The sequence below is a fragment of the Loktanella fryxellensis genome (assembly GCF_900110065.1).
GTDB lineage: Bacteria > Pseudomonadota > Alphaproteobacteria > Rhodobacterales > Rhodobacteraceae > Loktanella > Loktanella fryxellensis.
This window is the reverse complement of the sequence record NZ_FOCI01000001.1, coordinates 56987-74521: the sequence shown is the minus strand read 5'-3', so window position 1 is coordinate 74521 and position 17535 is coordinate 56987. Positions and strand designations below refer to the sequence as shown.

The window sequence follows — 17535 nt, the reverse complement described above, 5'->3', positions numbered from 1 at the left end:
CGCGATATGAAAGCAGAAGGCTTCCTGCCGGACGACTATCGTCCTGCCGAAGATGAACCCTTCATGAACGAGCGGCAGATCGAGTATTTCCGCCGCAAGCTGTTGTCCTGGAAAGCCGACCTGTTGGAGGACAGCCGCGACACGGTGGCCGGCATGAAGGACCAGACCCGCAATATCCCCGATGTCGCCGACCGCGCCAGCGAGGAAACCGACCGCTCGCTGGAACTGCGCACCCGCGACCGTCAGCGCAAGCTGGTGTCCAAGATCGACGCCGCCCTGCGCCGCATCGACGAGGGCGAATTCGGCTATTGCACCATCACCGGAGAGCCGATCAGCCTCAAGCGGCTCGATGCACGCCCGATCGCCACCATGACGCTGGAGGCGCAGGAGCGTCACGAGCGCCGTGAGAAGGTCCATCGCGACGACTGACATGGCACACGCCAGCCGCATCACCGGGCTGCAGGTGGCCGTCGTCGGGGGCGGCATCGGCGGGCTGTCCACGGCACTGGCCCTGGCTATGCAGGGCGCCAGCGTCAGAGTCTTTGAGCGGGTCCCCCGCATCGCCGAGGTGGGCGCCGGTATCCAGATCACGCCGAACGGCGCACGCGTGCTGGCTGCACTCGGTCTGAGCGACGGAATGGGGCGACTGGGTCTGCACGCACGCGCAGTGCTGCCGACCGACGGCCTGACGGGCCGCACGCTCGCACGCTTCGATCTGTCGCGGCAGGTGCCGCCTTACCGCTTCGTGGCGCGGTCGGACCTGATCGCCCTGCTGGCCGATGCCTGTGCCGCGCGCGGCGTGGACATCATCCTGAACCACCGCCGCGACAGCCTGCCGGACGCCGATCTGGTGATTGGCGCCGACGGCATAAAATCGGTCATGCGGGGCGTGCTGAACGGACCCGCCGCACCCGCTTTCACGGGTCAGGTCGCATGGCGGGCCGTCATTTCGGCCACCGCCCCGCCCGAGGCGCGGATCTGGATGCTGCCGGGACGCCATGTCGTCACCTATCCGTTGCCGGGGGATCGGGTGAACATCGTCGCCGTGCAGGAACGCGACGTCTGGGCGGACGAAGGCTGGCATCACCCGGACTACCCGGCGCATCTGCGCCGCGCCTTTGCCGATGGGTGTCCCTCGCTCCAGGCGCTGCTGGCCCGCGTGGATACCCCACACCTGTGGGGACTGTTCCAGCACCCCGTGGCTCCGGTCTGGGTGACCGACCGCGTGGCCCTCGTCGGTGATGCCGCGCACCCCACGCTGCCGTTCCTGGCGCAGGGGGCCAACCTCGCGTTGGAGGATGCCGCCGTCCTCGCCCGCCTGCTGGCATGGCACGGTATCGCTGACGGTCTGACGCATTATCAGGCAGCCCGTGTGCCGCGTGTGACGCGCGCCATTGCGGCGGCCAGCGCCAATGCGGTGAACTACCACCTGCGCGGCCCGCGCCGGGTGGTGGCCCATCTGGGGCTGCGTGCGCTGGGGCGTGTTGCGCCGGATGCGTTCATCGGGCGGATGGACTGGCTCTACGGCTTCGACGCGACGCGCTAGGGCGCTTCAGGGCCAGTTCGCGCCCGCTTCGTCCGTCGCGCGTTCCAGCACCTCCATCGTGCGCCAGTCGACACGGTACACGTCATCCGCGATCCGGTAATAGACCCAGCCATCCTGGGCGGGCGGCAGGCCATACCACGTCGCGTCCATCACCATGGAATAGCGGCCGGGTGCAAGGATCTCACCGATGGCGACGGGCGGTGGCGGGGCTGGCATCTCTGCCTTGGTCGGCGGCACGGCGCAGCGCGCGCCTGCCGCCATGATACGGCACTGGGCCGACGTGGATGTCGCCGCGACAATGAGCAAGCTTATCAGCGCACTGCGTGACATGCCGCATGTCATGCGGCAAGTTCAACCCAGACCGGCACGTGATCGCTGGGCTTTTCACCCGCGCGCACCTGCCGCTCGATCGTGCAGTCGCGCAGCAGGTCGGCGCATTGCGGGGTCAGCAGCAGGTGGTCGATGCGGATGCCGTCGTTCCGGTCCCAGGCCCCCGCCTGATAGTCCCAGAACGAATAGTGACCGGGCCCCTTCGTGCGGGCGCGGAACGCCTCGGTGAACCCGAGGTTCAGGATCCGGCGGAACGCCGCCCGGCTGTCGGGGCGGAACAACGCATCATCGCGCCACGCATCGGGTCGCGCCGCATCCTCGGCCTGCGGGATGATGTTGTAATCGCCGGCCATGAGGGCGGGCATCTCGGACGCGAGGAGGACTTGCGCCCGGTCGTGCAGGCGGTCCATCCAAGCCAGTTTGTAGTCGAACTTTGGCCCCGGCGCGGGATTGCCGTTCGGCAGGTAGAGGTTGCAAAGACGCACAGCGGTGTGTTCGCCGACCACCGTCGCCTCGATCCACCGGGCCTGTTGGTCGGCGTCGTCGCCGGGCAGGCCCCGCACGACATCTTCCAGCGGCAGCTTCGACAGGATCGCGACCCCGTTGAAACCCTTTTGCCCATGCGTTTCGATGTTGTAGCCGAGGTCCGCGATCTGTTCGCGGGGAAAACCATCGTCGACGGATTTGATTTCCTGCAGCAGCGCCACGTCGGGCGACTGGTCTTGCAGCCACGCCGTCAGGGCTTCGATCCGAGCCTTGACGCCGTTGATGTTGAAAGTGGCGATCTTCATGTGCGGCCCCTGTTTTCCGTCACGCTATCCGCGCAACGCAACCCTCGCAAGATTGGGGCGACGCCGGTCAGCGCTTGTTGCGCACACGGACCGGTACGGGCTGCTGCGCCGTTGCACCGACGACGGCTGCAGTTGCAGCGATACCAGCTAGAATGGTGATGGCGATGATGGCAGTCATGGCAGTCATGGCAGTCTCCGTCTTGTTCTTTTATATGCGTAACAAGTGTGGCCGTGGATGGAAAGTTCCACAAGGTCGCATCACATCAGATTGAAAATGACGTCCCGCATCCGCAGGACGACGTGGCGTTCGGGTTCTGGATCACGAACCGCGCGCCGATCAGCTCTTCGGAAAAGTCGATGACGGCGGATGTGAGGAACGGCAGCGAGACGCTGTCGATCACGACCGTCTCGCCCTGCGCTTCCAGCCGCAGATCGTCGTCGCGCGGATCGTCGAGGGCGATCTCGTATTGAAAGCCGGAACAGCCGCCGCCTTCGACGGCGATGCGCAGGGCTTTGCCCTGCGCGCTCGCTCCGATCTCGCTCAGCCGTTCAAAGGCGCGGGGTGTCACGGTGGGCGGAAGGGTCAGCATAGAGCACCTATCGGTAAGCCTGTGGTTTCAATATAGGTGGGCCAAACAGGCGTCACAAGCAGGCATCCCATGGCAGCCCCCTATGCGACAGATCCCGCCGCGGCGCGCGGCAGGCTCTTCCCCGAGGAAGAAAGCCATTTCCGCACGCCGTTCCAACGGGATCGCGACCGGATCATTCATGCGTCGGCCTTCCGGCGGCTGAAGCACAAGACGCAGGTGTTTATCGAACACGAGGGCGACTATTTCCGCACGCGCCTCACGCATTCGATCGAGGTGGCGCAGGTCGCCCGCACCGTTGCTGCCGCCCTCGACCTGAATGTGGAACTAACAGAGGCGGTGGCGCTGGCCCACGATCTGGGCCACACCCCCTTCGGTCATACGGGAGAGGAGGCGCTCGACCGTCTGATGCACCCTTACGGCGGGTTCGATCACAATGCGCAGTCCTTGCGGATCGTCACCGATCTGGAACGGCACTATGCGGAATGGGACGGCCTCAACCTGACGTGGGAAACGCTGGAAGGCATCGCCAAGCACAACGGCCCGGTCCGCGCGCCCGTGCCGTGGGCGCTGGCGGTCTACAACCAGCGCCACGATCTGGAGCTGGATACCCATGCGAGCGCCGAGGCGCAGGCGGCGGCCCTGTCCGACGATATTGCCTATAGTAACCACGACTTGCACGACGGTCTTCGCGCGGAGTTGTTCAGCACCGACGAGCTGGTGGACCTGCCGGTGCTGCGCGACTGCTTTGCCCGCGTCGATGCGAAATACCCCGGTCTGAACTATTACCGCCGCCGTCACGAGGCGCTGCGCCGCTACTTCGGCGTGCTGGTCGAGGATGTGATCGCGGTCAGCCGCCGGAACCTCGCGGACCTGAACCCCGCCACCGTGGCCGACATCCGTCATGCGGGGCGCATGGTGATCCAGTTCTCGCCGGCGTTGTGGTCCGACCTGAAGGTGATCCGCCAGTTCCTGTTCGAGCGGATGTACCGCGCCCCCGCCGTGGTCGAAATGCGCGTGGCCGTCACCCGCATGATCGACGAGCTCTTTCCCTTCTACCTCGGCAATCCCGGCGAGCTGCCCAAGCAATGGCGCAAGGAGGTGGCCGACGCCACGGACGATCAGGCGCTGGCGCGGCTTGTCGCCGACTATATCGCCGGGATGACCGACCGTTTCGCCATTCAGGAACATACGCGCCTGATCGGTGGCACGCCCGTGCCGCCCAGCGTGACGGATGGCCACTGACCCCGGCCCGCGTTGACCCCGCCCGTGGCAGTGGTATGACCGCACCACACCCAACCGAAAGCCCACGCCCATGAACATCTTCACCGACCTGCGCCACCTCGTCATCGACGCGTTGGACGACATGGTGCGTGACGGCCAACTGCCTGCCGGGCTGACAACCGACGCGGTCACGGTAGAGCCGCCGCGCGATGCGGGCCACGGCGACATGGCCACGAACGCGGCGATGGTGCTGGCAAAGCCTGCCGGACTGAGGCCGCGCGACATCGCAGATGCGCTGGCGACCCGGCTGGCCGCCGACCCGCGCGTTACGCGCGTCGATGTGGCCGGGCCGGGGTTCCTGAACCTGCGACTGGCGGACACGGTCTGGCACGGGCTGATCAACGCGGCGCTGACCGATCCCGCTTACGGGCGCGGTGCGCCTTTCGCCCACAACCGCGTGCTGGTGGAATACGTCAGCGCCAATCCTACCGGCCCGCTGCATGTGGGCCACACGCGGGGGGCCGTGTTCGGCGACGCGCTGGCCAGCCTGCTGGCCTATGCGGGCTGGGACGTGACGCGGGAATACTACATCAACGACGGCGGCGCACAGGTCGATGTCCTCGCCCGGTCCGTCTATCTGCGCTACCGCGAGGCGCATGATTTGTCCGTCGACTGGCCCGAAGGCACCTATCCCGGCGACTACCTGATCGAGGTCGGCGAGGCGCTGAAGGCTAAGGTCGGCGACATCTGGCTCGACGCGCCGGAGGAGGTCTGGCTCGAGGACGTGCGTCTGTTCGCGACCGAGGCCATGATGGACCTGATCCGCAAGGATCTGGCGCTGCTGAACATCAGCATGGACAGCTTCTATTCGGAAAAGTCGCTTTATGGCTCTGGCCGGATCGAACAGGCCATTGCGCGGCTGGACGCGGCGGGCCTGATCTATCGCGGCACGCTGGAACCGCCCAAGGGCAAGATGCCCGACGACTGGGAACCGCGCGAACAGACGCTGTTCAAATCCACCGCCCACGGCGACGACGTCGACCGGCCCGTGCAGAAATCCGACGGCGCCTGGACCTATTTCGCGCCCGACATCGCCTATCACTACGACAAGATCGACCGCGGCTATGACGCGCTGATCGACGTGTTCGGTGCCGACCACGGCGGCTATGTCAAAAGGATGAAAGCCGCCGTCTCGGCCCTGTCGAACGGTCGCGTGCCGCTTGACGTCAAGCTGACGCAATTGGTGAAGCTGACGCAGAACGGCGAGCCGTTCAAGATGAGCAAGCGGGCAGGGACCTTCATCACGCTGGCGGACGTCGTCGAAGAGGTCGGCCCCGACGTGACCCGCTTCCATATGCTGACGCGCAAGAACGACGCGCCGCTCGACTTCGACTTCGCCAAGGTCACCGAACAGTCGAAAGACAACCCGGTGTTCTACGTCCAGTACGCCCATGCGCGGGTGAACTCGGTCCTGCGGCGCGCCGCAGAGGCCGGGATCGCCGTGGATGACGCCACGCTGGCCCACGCGGACCTGACCGGCCTGACCCACGCGGCAGAGCTTGCCATCGCGCGCAAGGTGGCCGAATGGCCGCGTCTGGTCGACATCGCGGCCAAGGGTCACGAGCCGCACAAGGTGGCGTTCTACCTCTACGATCTGGCGTCCGACCTGCATGGATTGTGGAACCTCGGCCATGCGGACCCCGCGCTGCGGTTCATCCAGGATGGCGACAATGCCACAACGCAGGCAAAGATCGCCCTGATCCGGGCCGTGCAGGTTGTGATCGCGGCTGGTCTGGGTATCCTTGGCGTCACACCCGCAACAGAGATGCGTTAAGTGTCCGCAAGGGGTTCGAGGCAGAGACATAGGCGGGCCGTCAGAGTCCGCGTGAAGATATAGGGCAGTCATGACAGTGCATTACGAGGGAGACGCCACCGGCCGTCTGACCGAGATCGCAGGACGTTATTCGCAGTATGCGGGTGCGGCCGTCAGCCTGTCGCTGATGATCGGCGTCGCCATCTGGGGTGGGCGCACCATCATGCGCGACGTCAGCGGCGTGCCCGTGGTCCGCGCCATGCAGGGCGAGATGCGTGTGGCCCCCGCCGAACCGGGCGGCGACGTGGCGACGCACCGGGGGCTTGCGGTCAACACCGTCGCCGCCGTCGGCGTCGCTGGTGCGCCCGAAGACACCCTGACGCTGGCCCCGCGCACGCTTGATCTGGCGGAAGAGGATCTGGATACCGCGCCGCTGACCGACACCGCGACCGGCGGGACAGATGACGCGACAGACCCGCAGATAACCGAGGTCGCAACCGCTGATACGCCCCCGACCGGTCCGATGAGCGCCGACGACATCCTCGCCATGGCCGATCAGATCGCCGCCGGTGCCACACCGATGCAGGCGCTGGAAGGTCTCGAAGCCGCTGCCCCTGCTGCGGTTGCGACACCTGCCGCCGCCACCGCAGCCCCGCTGATCGACGAAGCCTCGTCCACTGCCGGTCTGACGGTGGACCCGGACGCGGCCGGGATCACCGATACCGCCGCCGTAGAGATCGACCCGATCGCCGCCGCACTGGCCGAGGCGATGGGCACGCCCGCGCCAGAGGCGGCACCGGTGGTCGTGGCCAGCGGTGTCCGCAGCGTGATCCGGCCCGTGATCCGGCCCGTGAACCGGCCCGCACAGGCAGCCGCAGCCGTCAGTCCGGCGGTGGCGACGGCAGCCGATCTGGCGCCAGAACCTGTGACCGTCGCGGCCGTCAGCACCGCCGAGGTGCCACCGCTGCCCGCCGCCGCCGTGCTGACCGACGACCTGCCGGTGGGCACGAAGCTGGTGCAGCTTGGTGCCTTTCCGACGCCGGAGGCCGCCAGCGCCGAATGGCAGAAGCTGCAGGGCCGGTTCGGCGACGTGATGGGCGGCAAGGACGAGGTGATCCAGCAGGCCTCCTCCGGCGGGGCGACCTTCTACCGCCTGCGCGCGAGCGGCTTTGCCGAGCTGGCCGATGCGCGCGCCTTCTGCGACACGCTGGACGCGGGCCGCGTGGCCTGCATCCCCGTCGTTGTCCGCTAATGCCACCATCCTCGGGCTGGCGGGCCTGCGCCTGACGGTGCAGGAGGTCGCGTTCTATCGTGATGCGGACCCGTGGGGCTTCATCCTGTTCGCCCGCAACGTGGACAATCCGGATCAGGTGCGCGCGCTGACGGCATCCTTGCGCGATCTGGTGGGCCGCGACGTGCCTGTGCTGATCGATCAGGAAGGTGGCCGCGTCCAGCGGATGCGCGCGCCGCACTGGCGCGAGTATCCTCCCGCGCTGGACCAGATGCGCCGCGCCAGCGATCCGCTGCGCGCGCAATGGCTGCGCAACCGGCTGATTGCGGCGGAACTGCACGATGTGGGCATCGACGTGAACTGCGCCCCCTTGGCCGATCTAGTGGAACCGCAGACCCATCCGGTGCTGCTGAACCGCCTCTATGGTGACGACATCACGACCGTCGTCGATGCCGCCCGCACCGGTGCTGCGGCGCTGCTGGCGGGTGGCGTGCTGCCGGTGCTGAAACATATCCCCGGTTACGGCCGCGCCAGCGTGGACAGCCACCACGACCTGCCGACGGTGGACGCGTCCCGTGCAGACCTCGACGCGCGGGACTTCGCGCCGTTCCGCGCCCTGTCGGACATGGCGATGGGCATGACCGCGCACATCCGCTTTACCGCGATCGACGCCGCCAACCCGGCGACCACCTCGGCGGCCATGATGCGCGTGATCCGCGACGACATCGGCTTTGGCGGCCTGATCATGACCGACGACATCGGGATGGCGGCGCTGTCGGGCACGCCCGCCGACCGCGCCGCGGCGTCCATCGCCGCAGGCTGCGACGTGGTGCTGCACTGCAACGGTGATCTGGTGGCGATGCGGACGGTGGTGGCGGCGGCGGGCGCGCTGAGCAGCACGGCACAGGCCCGTGCCGCCGCTGCACTGGCCCTGCGGCAGACACCTGTGCCCGTTGACATCGCGGCCTGCGTTGCGGAACTTGACGCGCTGATCGCGTAAGAGGGCGGCATGGCGCAGGACCAGATCACTCCGCCGGAGATGGGCGTGGCCGACCGCATCGCGGCCGAGGCGCTGATCGTCGATGTGGGCGCGTTCGAAGGGCCGCTCGACCTGCTTTTGTCGCTGTCGCGCACGCAAAAGGTCGACTTGCGCCAGATCTCGATCCTCGCGCTGGCGCAGCAATACCTCGCCTTCGTCGAGAATGCCCGCGCCCTGCGGATCGAGCTTGCGGCGGATTATCTGGTGATGGCCGCATGGCTGGCGTTCCTGAAATCGCGCCTGCTCCTGCCGCCGGACCCTACGGACGATGAACCCTCCGGTGCCGACCTCGCGGCGCATCTCGCGTTCCAGCTGGAGCGGCTGGAGGCGATGCGCGCCGTGGCCGCACGGCTGATGGCGCGCGATCAGCTGGGCCGCGACGTGTTCGCCCGCGGCATCACCGAGGATGTGACCCGCGTGCGTCGGATCAGCTATACCGCTTCGCTGCTCGACCTGATGCAGGGTTATGCCCGCGTACGCACCCGCGACGATTTCCGCCCCTTCGTGATGGACCGCGACAACCTGATGACGATGGAACAGGCGCTGGACCGGATGCGGCACCTGATCGGCTTTGCCGGCACGTGGACCGACATCGCCAGCTGGCTGCCCGGTGACTGGACCGGCGATCCGGTCCGCAGGCGGACGGCCACGGCGGCGACCTTTGCCGCCAGTCTGGAACTGGTGAAGGAAGGCCGCATCGACATCCGTCAGGGCGACGCCTTTGCCCCGATCCATGTGCGCAAGCGGGCGCCGCGCGATGTCTGAGCCCCGCGACAGCCTGTTCGAGGCCCCGCCACTTGCCGATCAAGAGCGGATGGTCGAGGCGATCCTGTTCGCCACCGCAGACCCGATGACGCCCACGCAACTGGCGGGCCGCCTGCCGCACGGTTGCGATCCGGTGACGGCGCTGGCCGCCGTGCGGCGGCGCTATGCGGGGCGCGGTGTGCATCTGGTCCGTGTGGGCGAAGCCTGGGCCTTTCGCACTGCACCCGACCTCGGCTTTCTGATGCGGCACGAGGTGGTCGAGACGCGCAAGCTGTCGCGCGCCGCGATCGAGACGCTGGCCATCGTGGCCTACCACCAGCCCGCCACCCGCGCCGAGATCGAGGAGATCCGCGGCGTCGGCGTCAGCCGTGGCACGCTGGATCAGTTGATCGAACTGGGTTGGGTGCGGCTGGGTCAGCGCCGCATGTCGCCGGGTCGGCCCGTGACCTTTATCGTGACGCAAGGGTTCCTCGATCACTTCGGCCTCGAGACCGCCCGCGACCTGCCGGGGTTGAAGGAGCTGCGCGCCGCAGGGCTGCTGGACAGCCGCACCGTACCGGGGACCGAGGAGGAGCCGGTCGAGACGCAGGACGATCTGTTCGAAAGATCGCCGGACGGGGCCGGCTGATCCGGTTCTGCATGCAGAACCGGAGCGCGCCGCGCGGGAGTATTTGGCAAAAAGCGAGGACAGGGGGGCGTGTGGCGCATCGCCGTAAGTCCCGCTTGCCTGCGACCGGCGTTTGTCCGGTCGGATGACCGACAGGCTACACTGCCTTGAAATGCTTGCTGAGTTTCAGGCCCTGCCCCTGATAGTTCGACGCGATTGCGCTGCCATAGAGGGCATCGGGGTGGGACGACATATGCTCGTAAACCAGCCGCCCGACAATCTGGCCATGTTCCAGCACGAAGGGCGCCTCGTGGCAGCGCACCTCGAGCACGCCGCGCGAGCCTGATCCGCCAGCCGCCGCCCAACCGAAGCCCGGATCAAAGAAGCCCGCATAATGCACCCGGAACTCGCCCACCATGGCGAGGTAAGGGGCCATCTCCGCCGCCTGCATCGGCGGGATCGCGATCTGCTCGCGGCTGACGAGAATGTAGAAGGCGCCGGGATCGAGGATGATCCACCCGGTGTCGGTGTGGACCTCCTCCCAATACTCGGACGGCGCGTAGTGGTTCAGGCGGGCAAGGTCCACGACGCCGGTATGCGGCTTGGCCCGGTAGCCGATCAGCGTGCCGGTGGCGGGGCGCAGATCGACGGAGAACCCCAGGCCGTCGGCAATGACCGGCGTGCCGTCCACGATCGGTGTGACCGCGTGCAGGGCGGCAAGGTCGGCATCGCTCATCAGGGTCTGGCCCTGCCGGAAGATGATCTGGTTCAGCATCTGACCGGGCTGCGCCACGACCGAAAAGCTGCGCGGACAGATCTCTACGTAAAGCGGCCCGATGTAGCCTGCGGGCACCCGGTCGAACGCCACGCCGCGGTCGGTGATGATCCGCGTCAGCAGATCGAGCCTGCCGATGGAGGATTTCGCACTGGCCGCCGCCGTCATGCCTGCGGGCAGCGACAGCGATTCCTGCAGGGGCACGACGTAGACGCAGCCCTTTTCCAGCACGGCACCCCCTGCCAGCGACACCTCGTGCATGGTGAAATCCGCCAGTCGCTGCGCCACCGTGCGCTGCGCGCCCGCAAGGAACGACGCGCGGACGCGGTAGGCCACGTCGCCCAGCCGCAAATCGAGCGATGCGGGCTGGATCTGGCCCGGCGCGATGGGGGCGGTGGCGGTGACGGCCCCGCTGGCGATCAGCTGGCCGATCTGGTGGTCGGCAAGAACGCCGGTGGCGAAATCCATGATCCATCCCCGTTTCACAGCAAAACGCCCGCGGTCTTGCGACCTGCGGGCGGTTTGTTTGGTCGGGCTAGCAGGACTCGAACCTGCGACCTTCCGTCCCCCAGACGGACGCGCTACCAGGCTGCGCTATAGCCCGACTGAGCGTGTGTTTAACCGAAACGGGGCAGAGGGCAAGGGCGATCCGGGGTGCAGTTCCGGTTTTTTCGAGGACCCGACGATCCCCGGCGGGTGCGGTGATCAGTCGGCCGTCATGCGGGCGTGCAGCCTTGTCAGACGCGCCACGAGGGGCCCGATCCGGTCGCTGCGGCGCATCACGGTTTGCGGGTCGATGGCTACCAGATCGCCCAGCAGACGCGATGCGACGGGCCCCCGTGGCGCCGGATCGTCGGGCAGGACGCGCGGTGGGGCGACATCGGGGACAGCGTCCGCATTGCGCGCGGTCGCGGGCACGGGCGTTGCATCGGGGATTGCGTCCGCCGCCACGGCTGGCATCGGCACCGCGCGCAGCGCAGGGGCAGCGACATGACGTGCGCCGGTGATGGTCAGCGACAGCACGTTGTCGGCCCGTGCCCCGTCGTCGGCGGGCAGCGGCTGCCGGGTATAGACTGCGTCGATGGTGACACCGCGGGACGGGGTGGCGGGCTGATCCACGGCCGTGTCTGCCACGTCATCCTCGGGCAGGCGGGCCAGCGCCATGACGGACTTGATGCCCTGATCGCGCAGCACCTTTTGCGCGCCCTTGATGGTCATGCCCTGATCGTGCAGCAGCACCTTGATGCCACCCAGCAGCGCCATGTCGTCGGGGCGGTAATAGCGCCGGCCGCCCGCGCGCTTGACCGGTTTCACCTGCGTGAACTTGCTTTCCCAAAAGCGCAGGACATGCGCCGGCGTGTCAAGCTGTTCTGCGACTTCCGAGATCGTGCGGAAGGCATCTGGGGCCTTGGCCACGGGCGTGCCTCCTTCAGGACTTGTTGCCGGCGGCAACCTTGTCCTTCATCAGATGGCTGGGGCGGAATGTGAGCACCCGGCGCGGATGGATCGGCACTTCCTCGCCGGTCTTGGGGTTGCGACCGACGCGGGCCGCCTTGTCACGGATCGAAAAGGTGCCGAAACTGCTGATCTTGACCGACGATCCCGAAACCAGCGCGTCCGAGATGTGGCGCAGCACACTCTCGACCAGATCGGAACTTTCGTTGCGGGACAGGCCCACCTGCGTGTGAACGGCGTCGGACAAATCCATCCGCGTCAGCGTCTTGTCGGTCATGGCAGCCCCCAAGGTTTGCGCAACCTTATGTGAGTGGCAATTTGAAAGTCAATAACAATGACTTGGGGAACGCAGTGGCCAAACTACCAGCGCAGGACGACGGCGCCCCACGCCAACCCGCCACCGATCGCCTCGGTCACGACCAGATCGCCGCGCTTGATCTGGCCGCGGGCCACGCCCACCGACAGCGCCAGCGGGATGGACGCGGCAGAGGTGTTGCCATGATCCGCCACCGTGACGACGACGCGGTCCATGTCGACGCCGAGCTTGCGTGCGGTGGACTGAATGATCCGGATGTTGGCCTGATGCGGCACGACCCAGTCCACATCCTCTGCGGTCAGCCCCGCCTTGTGCAGGGCCGCATCGGCGGTCTGCGCGAGCTTCTCGACCGCGTGGCGGAACACCTCTCGCCCTTCCATTCGCAGCATGCCGGTGTTCTGTGTGGCGATGCCGCCATCGACATAGAGCAGGTCGCGGAACCGTCCGTCGGAGTTCAGGTCGCTGGCGAGGATGCCGCGGTCCGTGGCCGCCCCCGTGCCGTCCTCGGCCCGCAGAATCAGCGCACCGGCCCCGTCGCCGAACAGCACGCAGGTGCTGCGGTCGGTCCAGTCCATGATCCGGCTGAAGGTTTCGGCCCCGATCACCAGCACGGTGCGGGCCTGACCGGACATGATCATGCCGTTCGCGGTCGCCAGCGCATAGACGAAGCCCGCGCAGACCGCCTGCACGTCGAAGGCGAATCCCGTGGTGTTGCCGATGGCGGCCTGCACCATGGTCGCCGCCGACGGAAACGTCATGTCGGCGGTCGACGTGGCGAGGATGATCGCGTCGATCTCGGACCCGTCCATGCCGGCATCGGCCAATGCCGCCCGCGCAGCGCGGGCCGCGAGGTCTGACGTCGTCTGCCCTTCGGCTGCGAAATGGCGGCGTTCGATGCCTGACCTGCTGCGGATCCACTCGTCGGAGGTGTCGAGGGTTTCGGCGAACCAGCTGTTGGGCACGACCCGGTCCGGCAGATAGTGACCGACCCCTTGCACGACGGCGCGGATGGTCATGGCTGTGCTCCGTCTGTGAGGGGGGGCGTGCGGTCGGCGTCATGCGGCAACGCGGTGGCAAGCCGGGCCGCGAGTTTGTCGGAGAAGCCCTGATCCACCAGACGGTGCGCCAGCATGATCGCCGCCGCCACGCCGGTCTCGTCGGCAGAGCCATGGCTCTTAATGACTGTCCGCGTCAGGCCGAGGAAGACGCCGCCGTTCACCCGGCGCGGGTCGATCCGCTTCTTGAGGGCGCGCAACGCACCGCTGGCCAGCAGCGCGCCGATCATCGACAGCGGCGTCCGCCGCAACGCATCGCGCAGAAGGTCGGCGATCAGGTTGGCGATGCCTTCGCCCGTCTTCAGCGCCACGTTGCCCGTGAACCCGTCGGTCACGATCACGTCGCAGGCGTCGCCCGGAAGATCGCCGCCTTCGACGAAACCGACATAGACAAAGCCACCCTTGTCGGCGGAGGTTCCGATCAGTTCGTGCGCGACCTTCAACTCGGCGCGTCCCTTGTGTTCTTCCGTGCCGACGTTCAGCAGACCGACGCGGGGCTGCGCCAGATCGAACGCGGTGCGGGCATAGGATGCGCCCATCAGCGCATGGATCAGCAGATCGTCCTGATCGGCGCGGATGTCGGCCCCCGCATCCAGCATCACGTTGAAACCCTGGCGGTTGCGCGACGGCCACAGGCAGGCGATCGCGGGACGGTTCACGCCTTCGAGCTTGCGCAGGCGCAGCATCGACATCGCCATCAGCGCCCCGGTGTTGCCGCAGGACACGACGACGCCCGCCTCGTTGTCGCGGACGGCCTCGATCGCGGACCACATCGATGTGGTCTTGCCGTGACGCACCACGTGGCTGGGCTTGTCGTGCATCGTCACGACGTCCGCCGCATCGCGCAGCGTGACCGCGTCAGTCAGGCCATGACGCGCCAGCAGCGGCGCAAGCTCGCTGCTGCGGCCATGCAGGATGACCGGGGTGCCGGGTTTCTTCTTGAGGAAACGCGCAAGGCCCGCGACGACAGTCGCAGGCCCGTTGTCGCCGCCCATGGCGTCGATGGACAGGACACGGGACGTTTCCACGCCGGTCGAGGTTGGCCCCGCATCGGTCATGGTCACATCCCCGCCCGTGGTCCGCGCCGGATCAGGCGGCGTCTTCGTCCAGTTCGACGGCGTCCTGCGCGATCACTTCGCGCGTGGCGTAGTGGCCGCAGGACGGGCAGATGTGGTGAGGACGCTTCTGCTCGCCGCAGTTGGTGCAGTCGTTCGGGTTCGCGGCGGACAGCGAATCGTGCGAGCGACGCATGTTGCGGCGGGATTTGGAGACTTTGTTCTGCTGGACGGCCATGTCGCAACCTATCTGTTGATGATGGGCGCGAAAGGCCCGTGAAGTGTTAGTTCTCGCAGGGCACTTATGCCATCGGGGCGGGCCTGTCGAGAGGGTGTGCAAGAGGTCGCGAACATACTGCGAAACGTCGCCGGTGCAACCGATTTGTCAGATAGCCGGTCTTCGTCGGCTGGACAATCGGGTCGCGTCCCGGGTCACGTGGCGGAATCGTCCCGTGACAGCGCCTGACGCAGCGCGCCCAGACCTGCAAAGGGTTTCGCGTCGTCATCGGTCATCGGCTCCACGCCCTTTGCGGCCACCAGCACCTGTCCCAGTTCGGCCCCTGCGACGCGGGGAAACGGCGGCAGCGCGAGGCTGAGCGCCTCGACCATGACGGCCCCCAGATCGAGGGTCTGCGGCAGCGGCTCTACCGTGTCATCCTCCGGCATCTCCGCCTCGCTGCCCTCGGGATAGGTGAAATCGCGGGCGTAGGTACGGCGCACGGCTTCGTCCAGTCGGGTGGTGACCGGGTCCAGCGTGGCGACGCATTCCTGCACGACGGTGGCGCCCAGCGTGCCCGACAGCTGCCAGTCGCCGCGGCCCAGCGGCGTGATCTCTCCCGCAAAGGTCAGTTTCTTGATGCCGAGGATGCCCAGATGCGCCGCCACCGCATCGCGGTCGGCGGGGGTCGTGGACAAATCGAAGCGCGTCGCATGGCGGTTGGTCAGATCCCCCAGCCGCAGCACCTGCGTCGGCAGCAGCGCGGGGCCGGACGACGAACCGGATGGGGGCGTGGTCATCGGACGGTTCCATTCTTGAACAAGGGGTAACGCATGTTGTAGGGGAGTTAGGAGGTGCACGGCACCAAGGCAAGGGTCCGCACGGGCCGCAGCACGGGGAACAGCGGGCCATGACGGACAACAGCACGGGGTCGTGGCGCGGAAGTCTTCGGGGTACGGCACTGGGATTGGGCGTGGTCCTTGCGGTCGCCTGCACACCCATCGTGCGCAATACGGGCTACGTGCCGACCGAAACGGACCTTGCCGCGATCACCGTGGGCGCCGACACGCGAGAGACGATCACCGCCGCCGTGGGTCCGCCGACGACGACCGGCGTGCTGGGCGATCAGGCCTGGTTCTATGTGCAAAGCCGGTTCGAGACGCGGGGCGCCGCAGCGGCCGTCGAGGTGGACCGTCAGGTCGTGGCGATCTCGTTCTCCGCTGCGGGCACGGTGTCCAACGTCGAACGCTTCACGCTGGAGGACGGGCGCATCGTGACCCTATCGCGCCGCGTCACCACTGACAATTCCCGCGACAACACGTTCCTGCGCCAGCTGCTGGGCAGCGTGGGTCGCGTGAACGCGCAGGACGTGCTGGGCGAGCCCTGAGCCCTGAGCACGATCCCGCGCCGGACCGGCGCGGGGCGATCGGCGTGGGTCAGTTCTCGGGCTCGAACGTCATCGCGACACCGTTCATGCAATAGCGCAGGCCCGTGGGGGCGGGGCCGTCGGGGAACACGTGGCCCAGATGACCGTCGCAGCGCGCGCAATGGACCTCGGTCCGGCGCATGAACAGGCTGCGGTCGGTCTGTTCGCCCACCGCGTCGTCGTCGATGGGCGCATAGAACGAGGGCCAGCCGGTGCCGGATTCGAACTTGGTATCCTGCGTAAACAACGGGTTGCCGCAGCCCTTGCACAGGAACGTGCCACTGTCCTTGGGGAAATCGTCGTGGGTGCCGGCGCGTTCCGTGCCATGCTTGCGCAGCACCTTGAACGCCTCGGGGTCGAGCACCTCTTTCCACTCGGCGTCGGTCTTGTTGATCTTGTCCATCTTTGTCATCTTTCCTCAATGGGTCTGCCATGGAATGTAGGGCGCAGGCGCCTGTCCGCCAAGGGAGGCGGGCCCGTACCGCGGCGAGTGGAGAGGGTGCATGAGGCCGACAGTTCCGCACGCCCCCCTGCAGGTCGGGTTGGCCCGCAGCCCCGCCGATCTGGCCGCCTGTCAGAGCTTGCGTCACGTGGCGTTCTTCGGGCGGCCCGGGATCGACGCGGACGGGTTCGACGCCGGATGCCTGCATCTGATGATCGCGGATGCGCAGGGGCTGGCCGGCACCTGCCGGGTGGCGCTGTTGCCGCCGGGGTCCGATCTGCAGCTCACCTACACGGGGCAGGCCTATGACCTGACGCCCCTTGCGCCGCACACTGCCCCGATGCTGGAGGTGGGACGGTTCTGCACAGCACCGGGTGCCGCCATCGCCGATGTGCTGCGGCTGGCCTGGGGGGCGTTGGCGGCGCTGGTGGATGTGCATGGTGTGGGCCTGATGATCGGCTGTTCGAGCTTTCGCGGTGCGGACCCGGTGGGCCACCGCGCGGCACTGGCGCTGCTCGGGGCCGCGCATCAGGGGCCGGCCGCGTTGCGTCCGGGGCGCCGGGCTGTGCTGACGGTGCCGCTGACGGGTGCCGTGCCTGACCGGCGTGCGGCGCTGGCGGGGCTGCCGCCGCTGCTGCGCAGTTATCTGGGCCTTGGCGGCTGGGTCGGGGATCACGCGGTGATCGACCGCCGGATGGACACGCTGCACGTCTTCACGGCACTGCCCGTCGCCGACGTGCCGCCCGCACGGGCGCGGGCGCTGCGCGCGCTGGCGCAGACGGTGACGCCGCTGTCCCGTGACGGTCTGTCGCTTGCCCCTGTGGCGCACGGGGCATAGGTTGCGCCGCAATCACAGGAGGC

Annotated in this window: 21 protein-coding genes and 1 tRNA gene; 10 read left to right on the top strand and 12 right to left on the bottom strand. The window is 67.5% G+C overall.

Features of this window, described 5'->3' with window-relative positions:
* The first annotated feature begins 6 nt into the window (after nucleotides 1–6).
* Together dksA and BMX16_RS00370 are read left to right on the top strand one after the other, a co-directional pair.
* Entirely contained in the window at nucleotides 7–429 is a 423-nt protein-coding gene (gene dksA / locus BMX16_RS00375; RefSeq protein ID WP_089897534.1) for an RNA polymerase-binding protein DksA, read from the top strand.
* A gap of 1 nt (nucleotide 430) precedes the next feature.
* Nucleotides 431–1546: an FAD-dependent monooxygenase gene (locus BMX16_RS00370; RefSeq protein ID WP_089897532.1), complete on the top strand. Its 1116-nt coding sequence runs from the start codon at nucleotides 431–433 to the stop codon at nucleotides 1544–1546.
* A gap of 6 nt (nucleotides 1547–1552) precedes the next feature.
* Here the strand turns inward: BMX16_RS00370 and BMX16_RS00365 are convergent, their stop codons facing one another.
* From BMX16_RS00365 to BMX16_RS00355, 3 genes are all read right to left on the bottom strand, one after another.
* Nucleotides 1553–1807: a hypothetical protein gene (locus tag BMX16_RS00365; RefSeq protein WP_143057971.1), complete on the bottom strand. Its 255-nt coding sequence runs from the start codon at nucleotides 1805–1807 to the stop codon at nucleotides 1553–1555.
* 77 nt (nucleotides 1808–1884) lie between these two features.
* Nucleotides 1885–2667, bottom strand: coding sequence for an exodeoxyribonuclease III (gene xth, locus BMX16_RS00360; protein ID WP_089897528.1), 783 nt, complete (start codon nucleotides 2665–2667; stop codon nucleotides 1885–1887).
* Between the two features lie 263 nt (nucleotides 2668–2930).
* Entirely contained in the window at nucleotides 2931–3254 is a 324-nt protein-coding gene (locus tag BMX16_RS00355) for a HesB/IscA family protein (RefSeq protein ID WP_483869195.1), read from the bottom strand.
* Between the two features lie 72 nt (nucleotides 3255–3326).
* On the opposite strand from BMX16_RS00355, the gene BMX16_RS00350 reads away from it, so the two are divergent.
* The 6 genes from BMX16_RS00350 to scpB all read left to right on the top strand — a co-directional run bounded on the left by BMX16_RS00350 (nucleotide 3327) and on the right by scpB (nucleotide 9954).
* Nucleotides 3327–4499, top strand: a complete 1173-nt coding sequence (locus BMX16_RS00350) for a deoxyguanosinetriphosphate triphosphohydrolase (protein WP_089897524.1) — start codon at nucleotides 3327–3329, stop codon at nucleotides 4497–4499.
* A gap of 70 nt (nucleotides 4500–4569) precedes the next feature.
* Nucleotides 4570–6312 carry an arginine--tRNA ligase gene (gene argS, locus BMX16_RS00345; protein WP_089897522.1) on the top strand — a complete coding sequence of 581 codons (1743 nt, stop codon included), beginning with the start codon at nucleotides 4570–4572 and terminating at the stop codon, nucleotides 6310–6312.
* A 70-nt stretch (nucleotides 6313–6382) separates the two neighbouring features.
* Nucleotides 6383–7543 carry an SPOR domain-containing protein gene (locus BMX16_RS00340; protein WP_089897520.1) on the top strand — a complete coding sequence of 387 codons (1161 nt, stop codon included), beginning with the start codon at nucleotides 6383–6385 and terminating at the stop codon, nucleotides 7541–7543.
* On the top strand, nucleotides 7533–8522 hold the full coding sequence (locus BMX16_RS00335) for a glycoside hydrolase family 3 N-terminal domain-containing protein (protein ID WP_245731187.1): 990 nt from the start codon (nucleotides 7533–7535) through the stop codon (nucleotides 8520–8522). Before BMX16_RS00340 ends, BMX16_RS00335 begins: the two co-directional genes overlap by 11 nt.
* A 9-nt stretch (nucleotides 8523–8531) precedes the next feature.
* Nucleotides 8532–9326: a segregation and condensation protein A gene (locus BMX16_RS00330; RefSeq protein ID WP_089897516.1), complete on the top strand. Its 795-nt coding sequence runs from the start codon at nucleotides 8532–8534 to the stop codon at nucleotides 9324–9326.
* A complete protein-coding gene (scpB, locus tag BMX16_RS00325) occupies nucleotides 9319–9954 on the top strand; it encodes an SMC-Scp complex subunit ScpB (RefSeq protein WP_089898277.1) in 636 nt (211 codons plus the stop codon). Before BMX16_RS00330 ends, scpB begins: the two co-directional genes overlap by 8 nt.
* A gap of 136 nt (nucleotides 9955–10090) precedes the next feature.
* Here the strand turns inward: scpB and BMX16_RS00320 are convergent, their stop codons facing one another.
* The 8 genes from BMX16_RS00320 to BMX16_RS00285 form a co-directional block, all read right to left on the bottom strand.
* Nucleotides 10091–11176, bottom strand: a complete 1086-nt coding sequence (locus BMX16_RS00320) for a 2'-deoxycytidine 5'-triphosphate deaminase (protein WP_089897514.1) — start codon at nucleotides 11174–11176, stop codon at nucleotides 10091–10093.
* 59 nt (nucleotides 11177–11235) lie between these two features.
* Nucleotides 11236–11312, bottom strand: a tRNA-Pro gene (locus tag BMX16_RS00315).
* Between the two features lie 101 nt (nucleotides 11313–11413).
* Nucleotides 11414–12124 carry a MerR family transcriptional regulator gene (locus BMX16_RS00310; protein ID WP_089897513.1) on the bottom strand — a complete coding sequence of 237 codons (711 nt, stop codon included), beginning with the start codon at nucleotides 12122–12124 and terminating at the stop codon, nucleotides 11414–11416.
* 13 nt (nucleotides 12125–12137) lie between these two features.
* On the bottom strand, nucleotides 12138–12440 hold the full coding sequence (ihfA, locus tag BMX16_RS00305) for an integration host factor subunit alpha (RefSeq protein ID WP_089897511.1): 303 nt from the start codon (nucleotides 12438–12440) through the stop codon (nucleotides 12138–12140).
* A gap of 83 nt (nucleotides 12441–12523) precedes the next feature.
* Nucleotides 12524–13495 (bottom strand): beta-ketoacyl-ACP synthase III, encoded by a 972-nt coding sequence (locus tag BMX16_RS00300; protein ID WP_089897509.1) that lies wholly within the window; start codon nucleotides 13493–13495, stop codon nucleotides 12524–12526.
* Complete coding sequence (plsX, locus tag BMX16_RS00295) at nucleotides 13492–14592, bottom strand: phosphate acyltransferase PlsX (RefSeq protein WP_089897507.1); 1101 nt, start codon at nucleotides 14590–14592, stop codon at nucleotides 13492–13494. Before plsX ends, BMX16_RS00300 begins: the two co-directional genes overlap by 4 nt.
* Nucleotides 14593–14623: 31 nt before the next feature.
* A complete protein-coding gene (rpmF, locus tag BMX16_RS00290) occupies nucleotides 14624–14827 on the bottom strand; it encodes a 50S ribosomal protein L32 (RefSeq protein ID WP_089897506.1) in 204 nt (67 codons plus the stop codon).
* 194 nt (nucleotides 14828–15021) lie between these two features.
* Nucleotides 15022–15606, bottom strand: coding sequence for a YceD family protein (locus BMX16_RS00285; RefSeq protein WP_089897504.1), 585 nt, complete (start codon nucleotides 15604–15606; stop codon nucleotides 15022–15024).
* Nucleotides 15607–15716: 110 nt separating this feature from the next.
* Here BMX16_RS00285 and BMX16_RS00280 point away from each other — a divergent pair, with 110 nt between their 5' ends.
* Nucleotides 15717–16193 (top strand): outer membrane protein assembly factor BamE, encoded by a 477-nt coding sequence (locus BMX16_RS00280; RefSeq protein ID WP_089897502.1) that lies wholly within the window; start codon nucleotides 15717–15719, stop codon nucleotides 16191–16193.
* 49 nt (nucleotides 16194–16242) lie between these two features.
* On the opposite strand, the gene msrB is transcribed toward BMX16_RS00280, so the two are convergent.
* Nucleotides 16243–16635 (bottom strand): peptide-methionine (R)-S-oxide reductase MsrB, encoded by a 393-nt coding sequence (gene msrB / locus BMX16_RS00275; RefSeq protein ID WP_089897500.1) that lies wholly within the window; start codon nucleotides 16633–16635, stop codon nucleotides 16243–16245.
* Nucleotides 16636–16735: 100 nt separating this feature from the next.
* Between msrB and BMX16_RS00270 the strand changes: the two genes are divergently transcribed.
* Nucleotides 16736–17512 (top strand): GNAT family N-acetyltransferase, encoded by a 777-nt coding sequence (locus BMX16_RS00270; protein WP_089897499.1) that lies wholly within the window; start codon nucleotides 16736–16738, stop codon nucleotides 17510–17512.
* The last annotated feature ends 23 nt before the right edge of the window (nucleotides 17513–17535 follow it).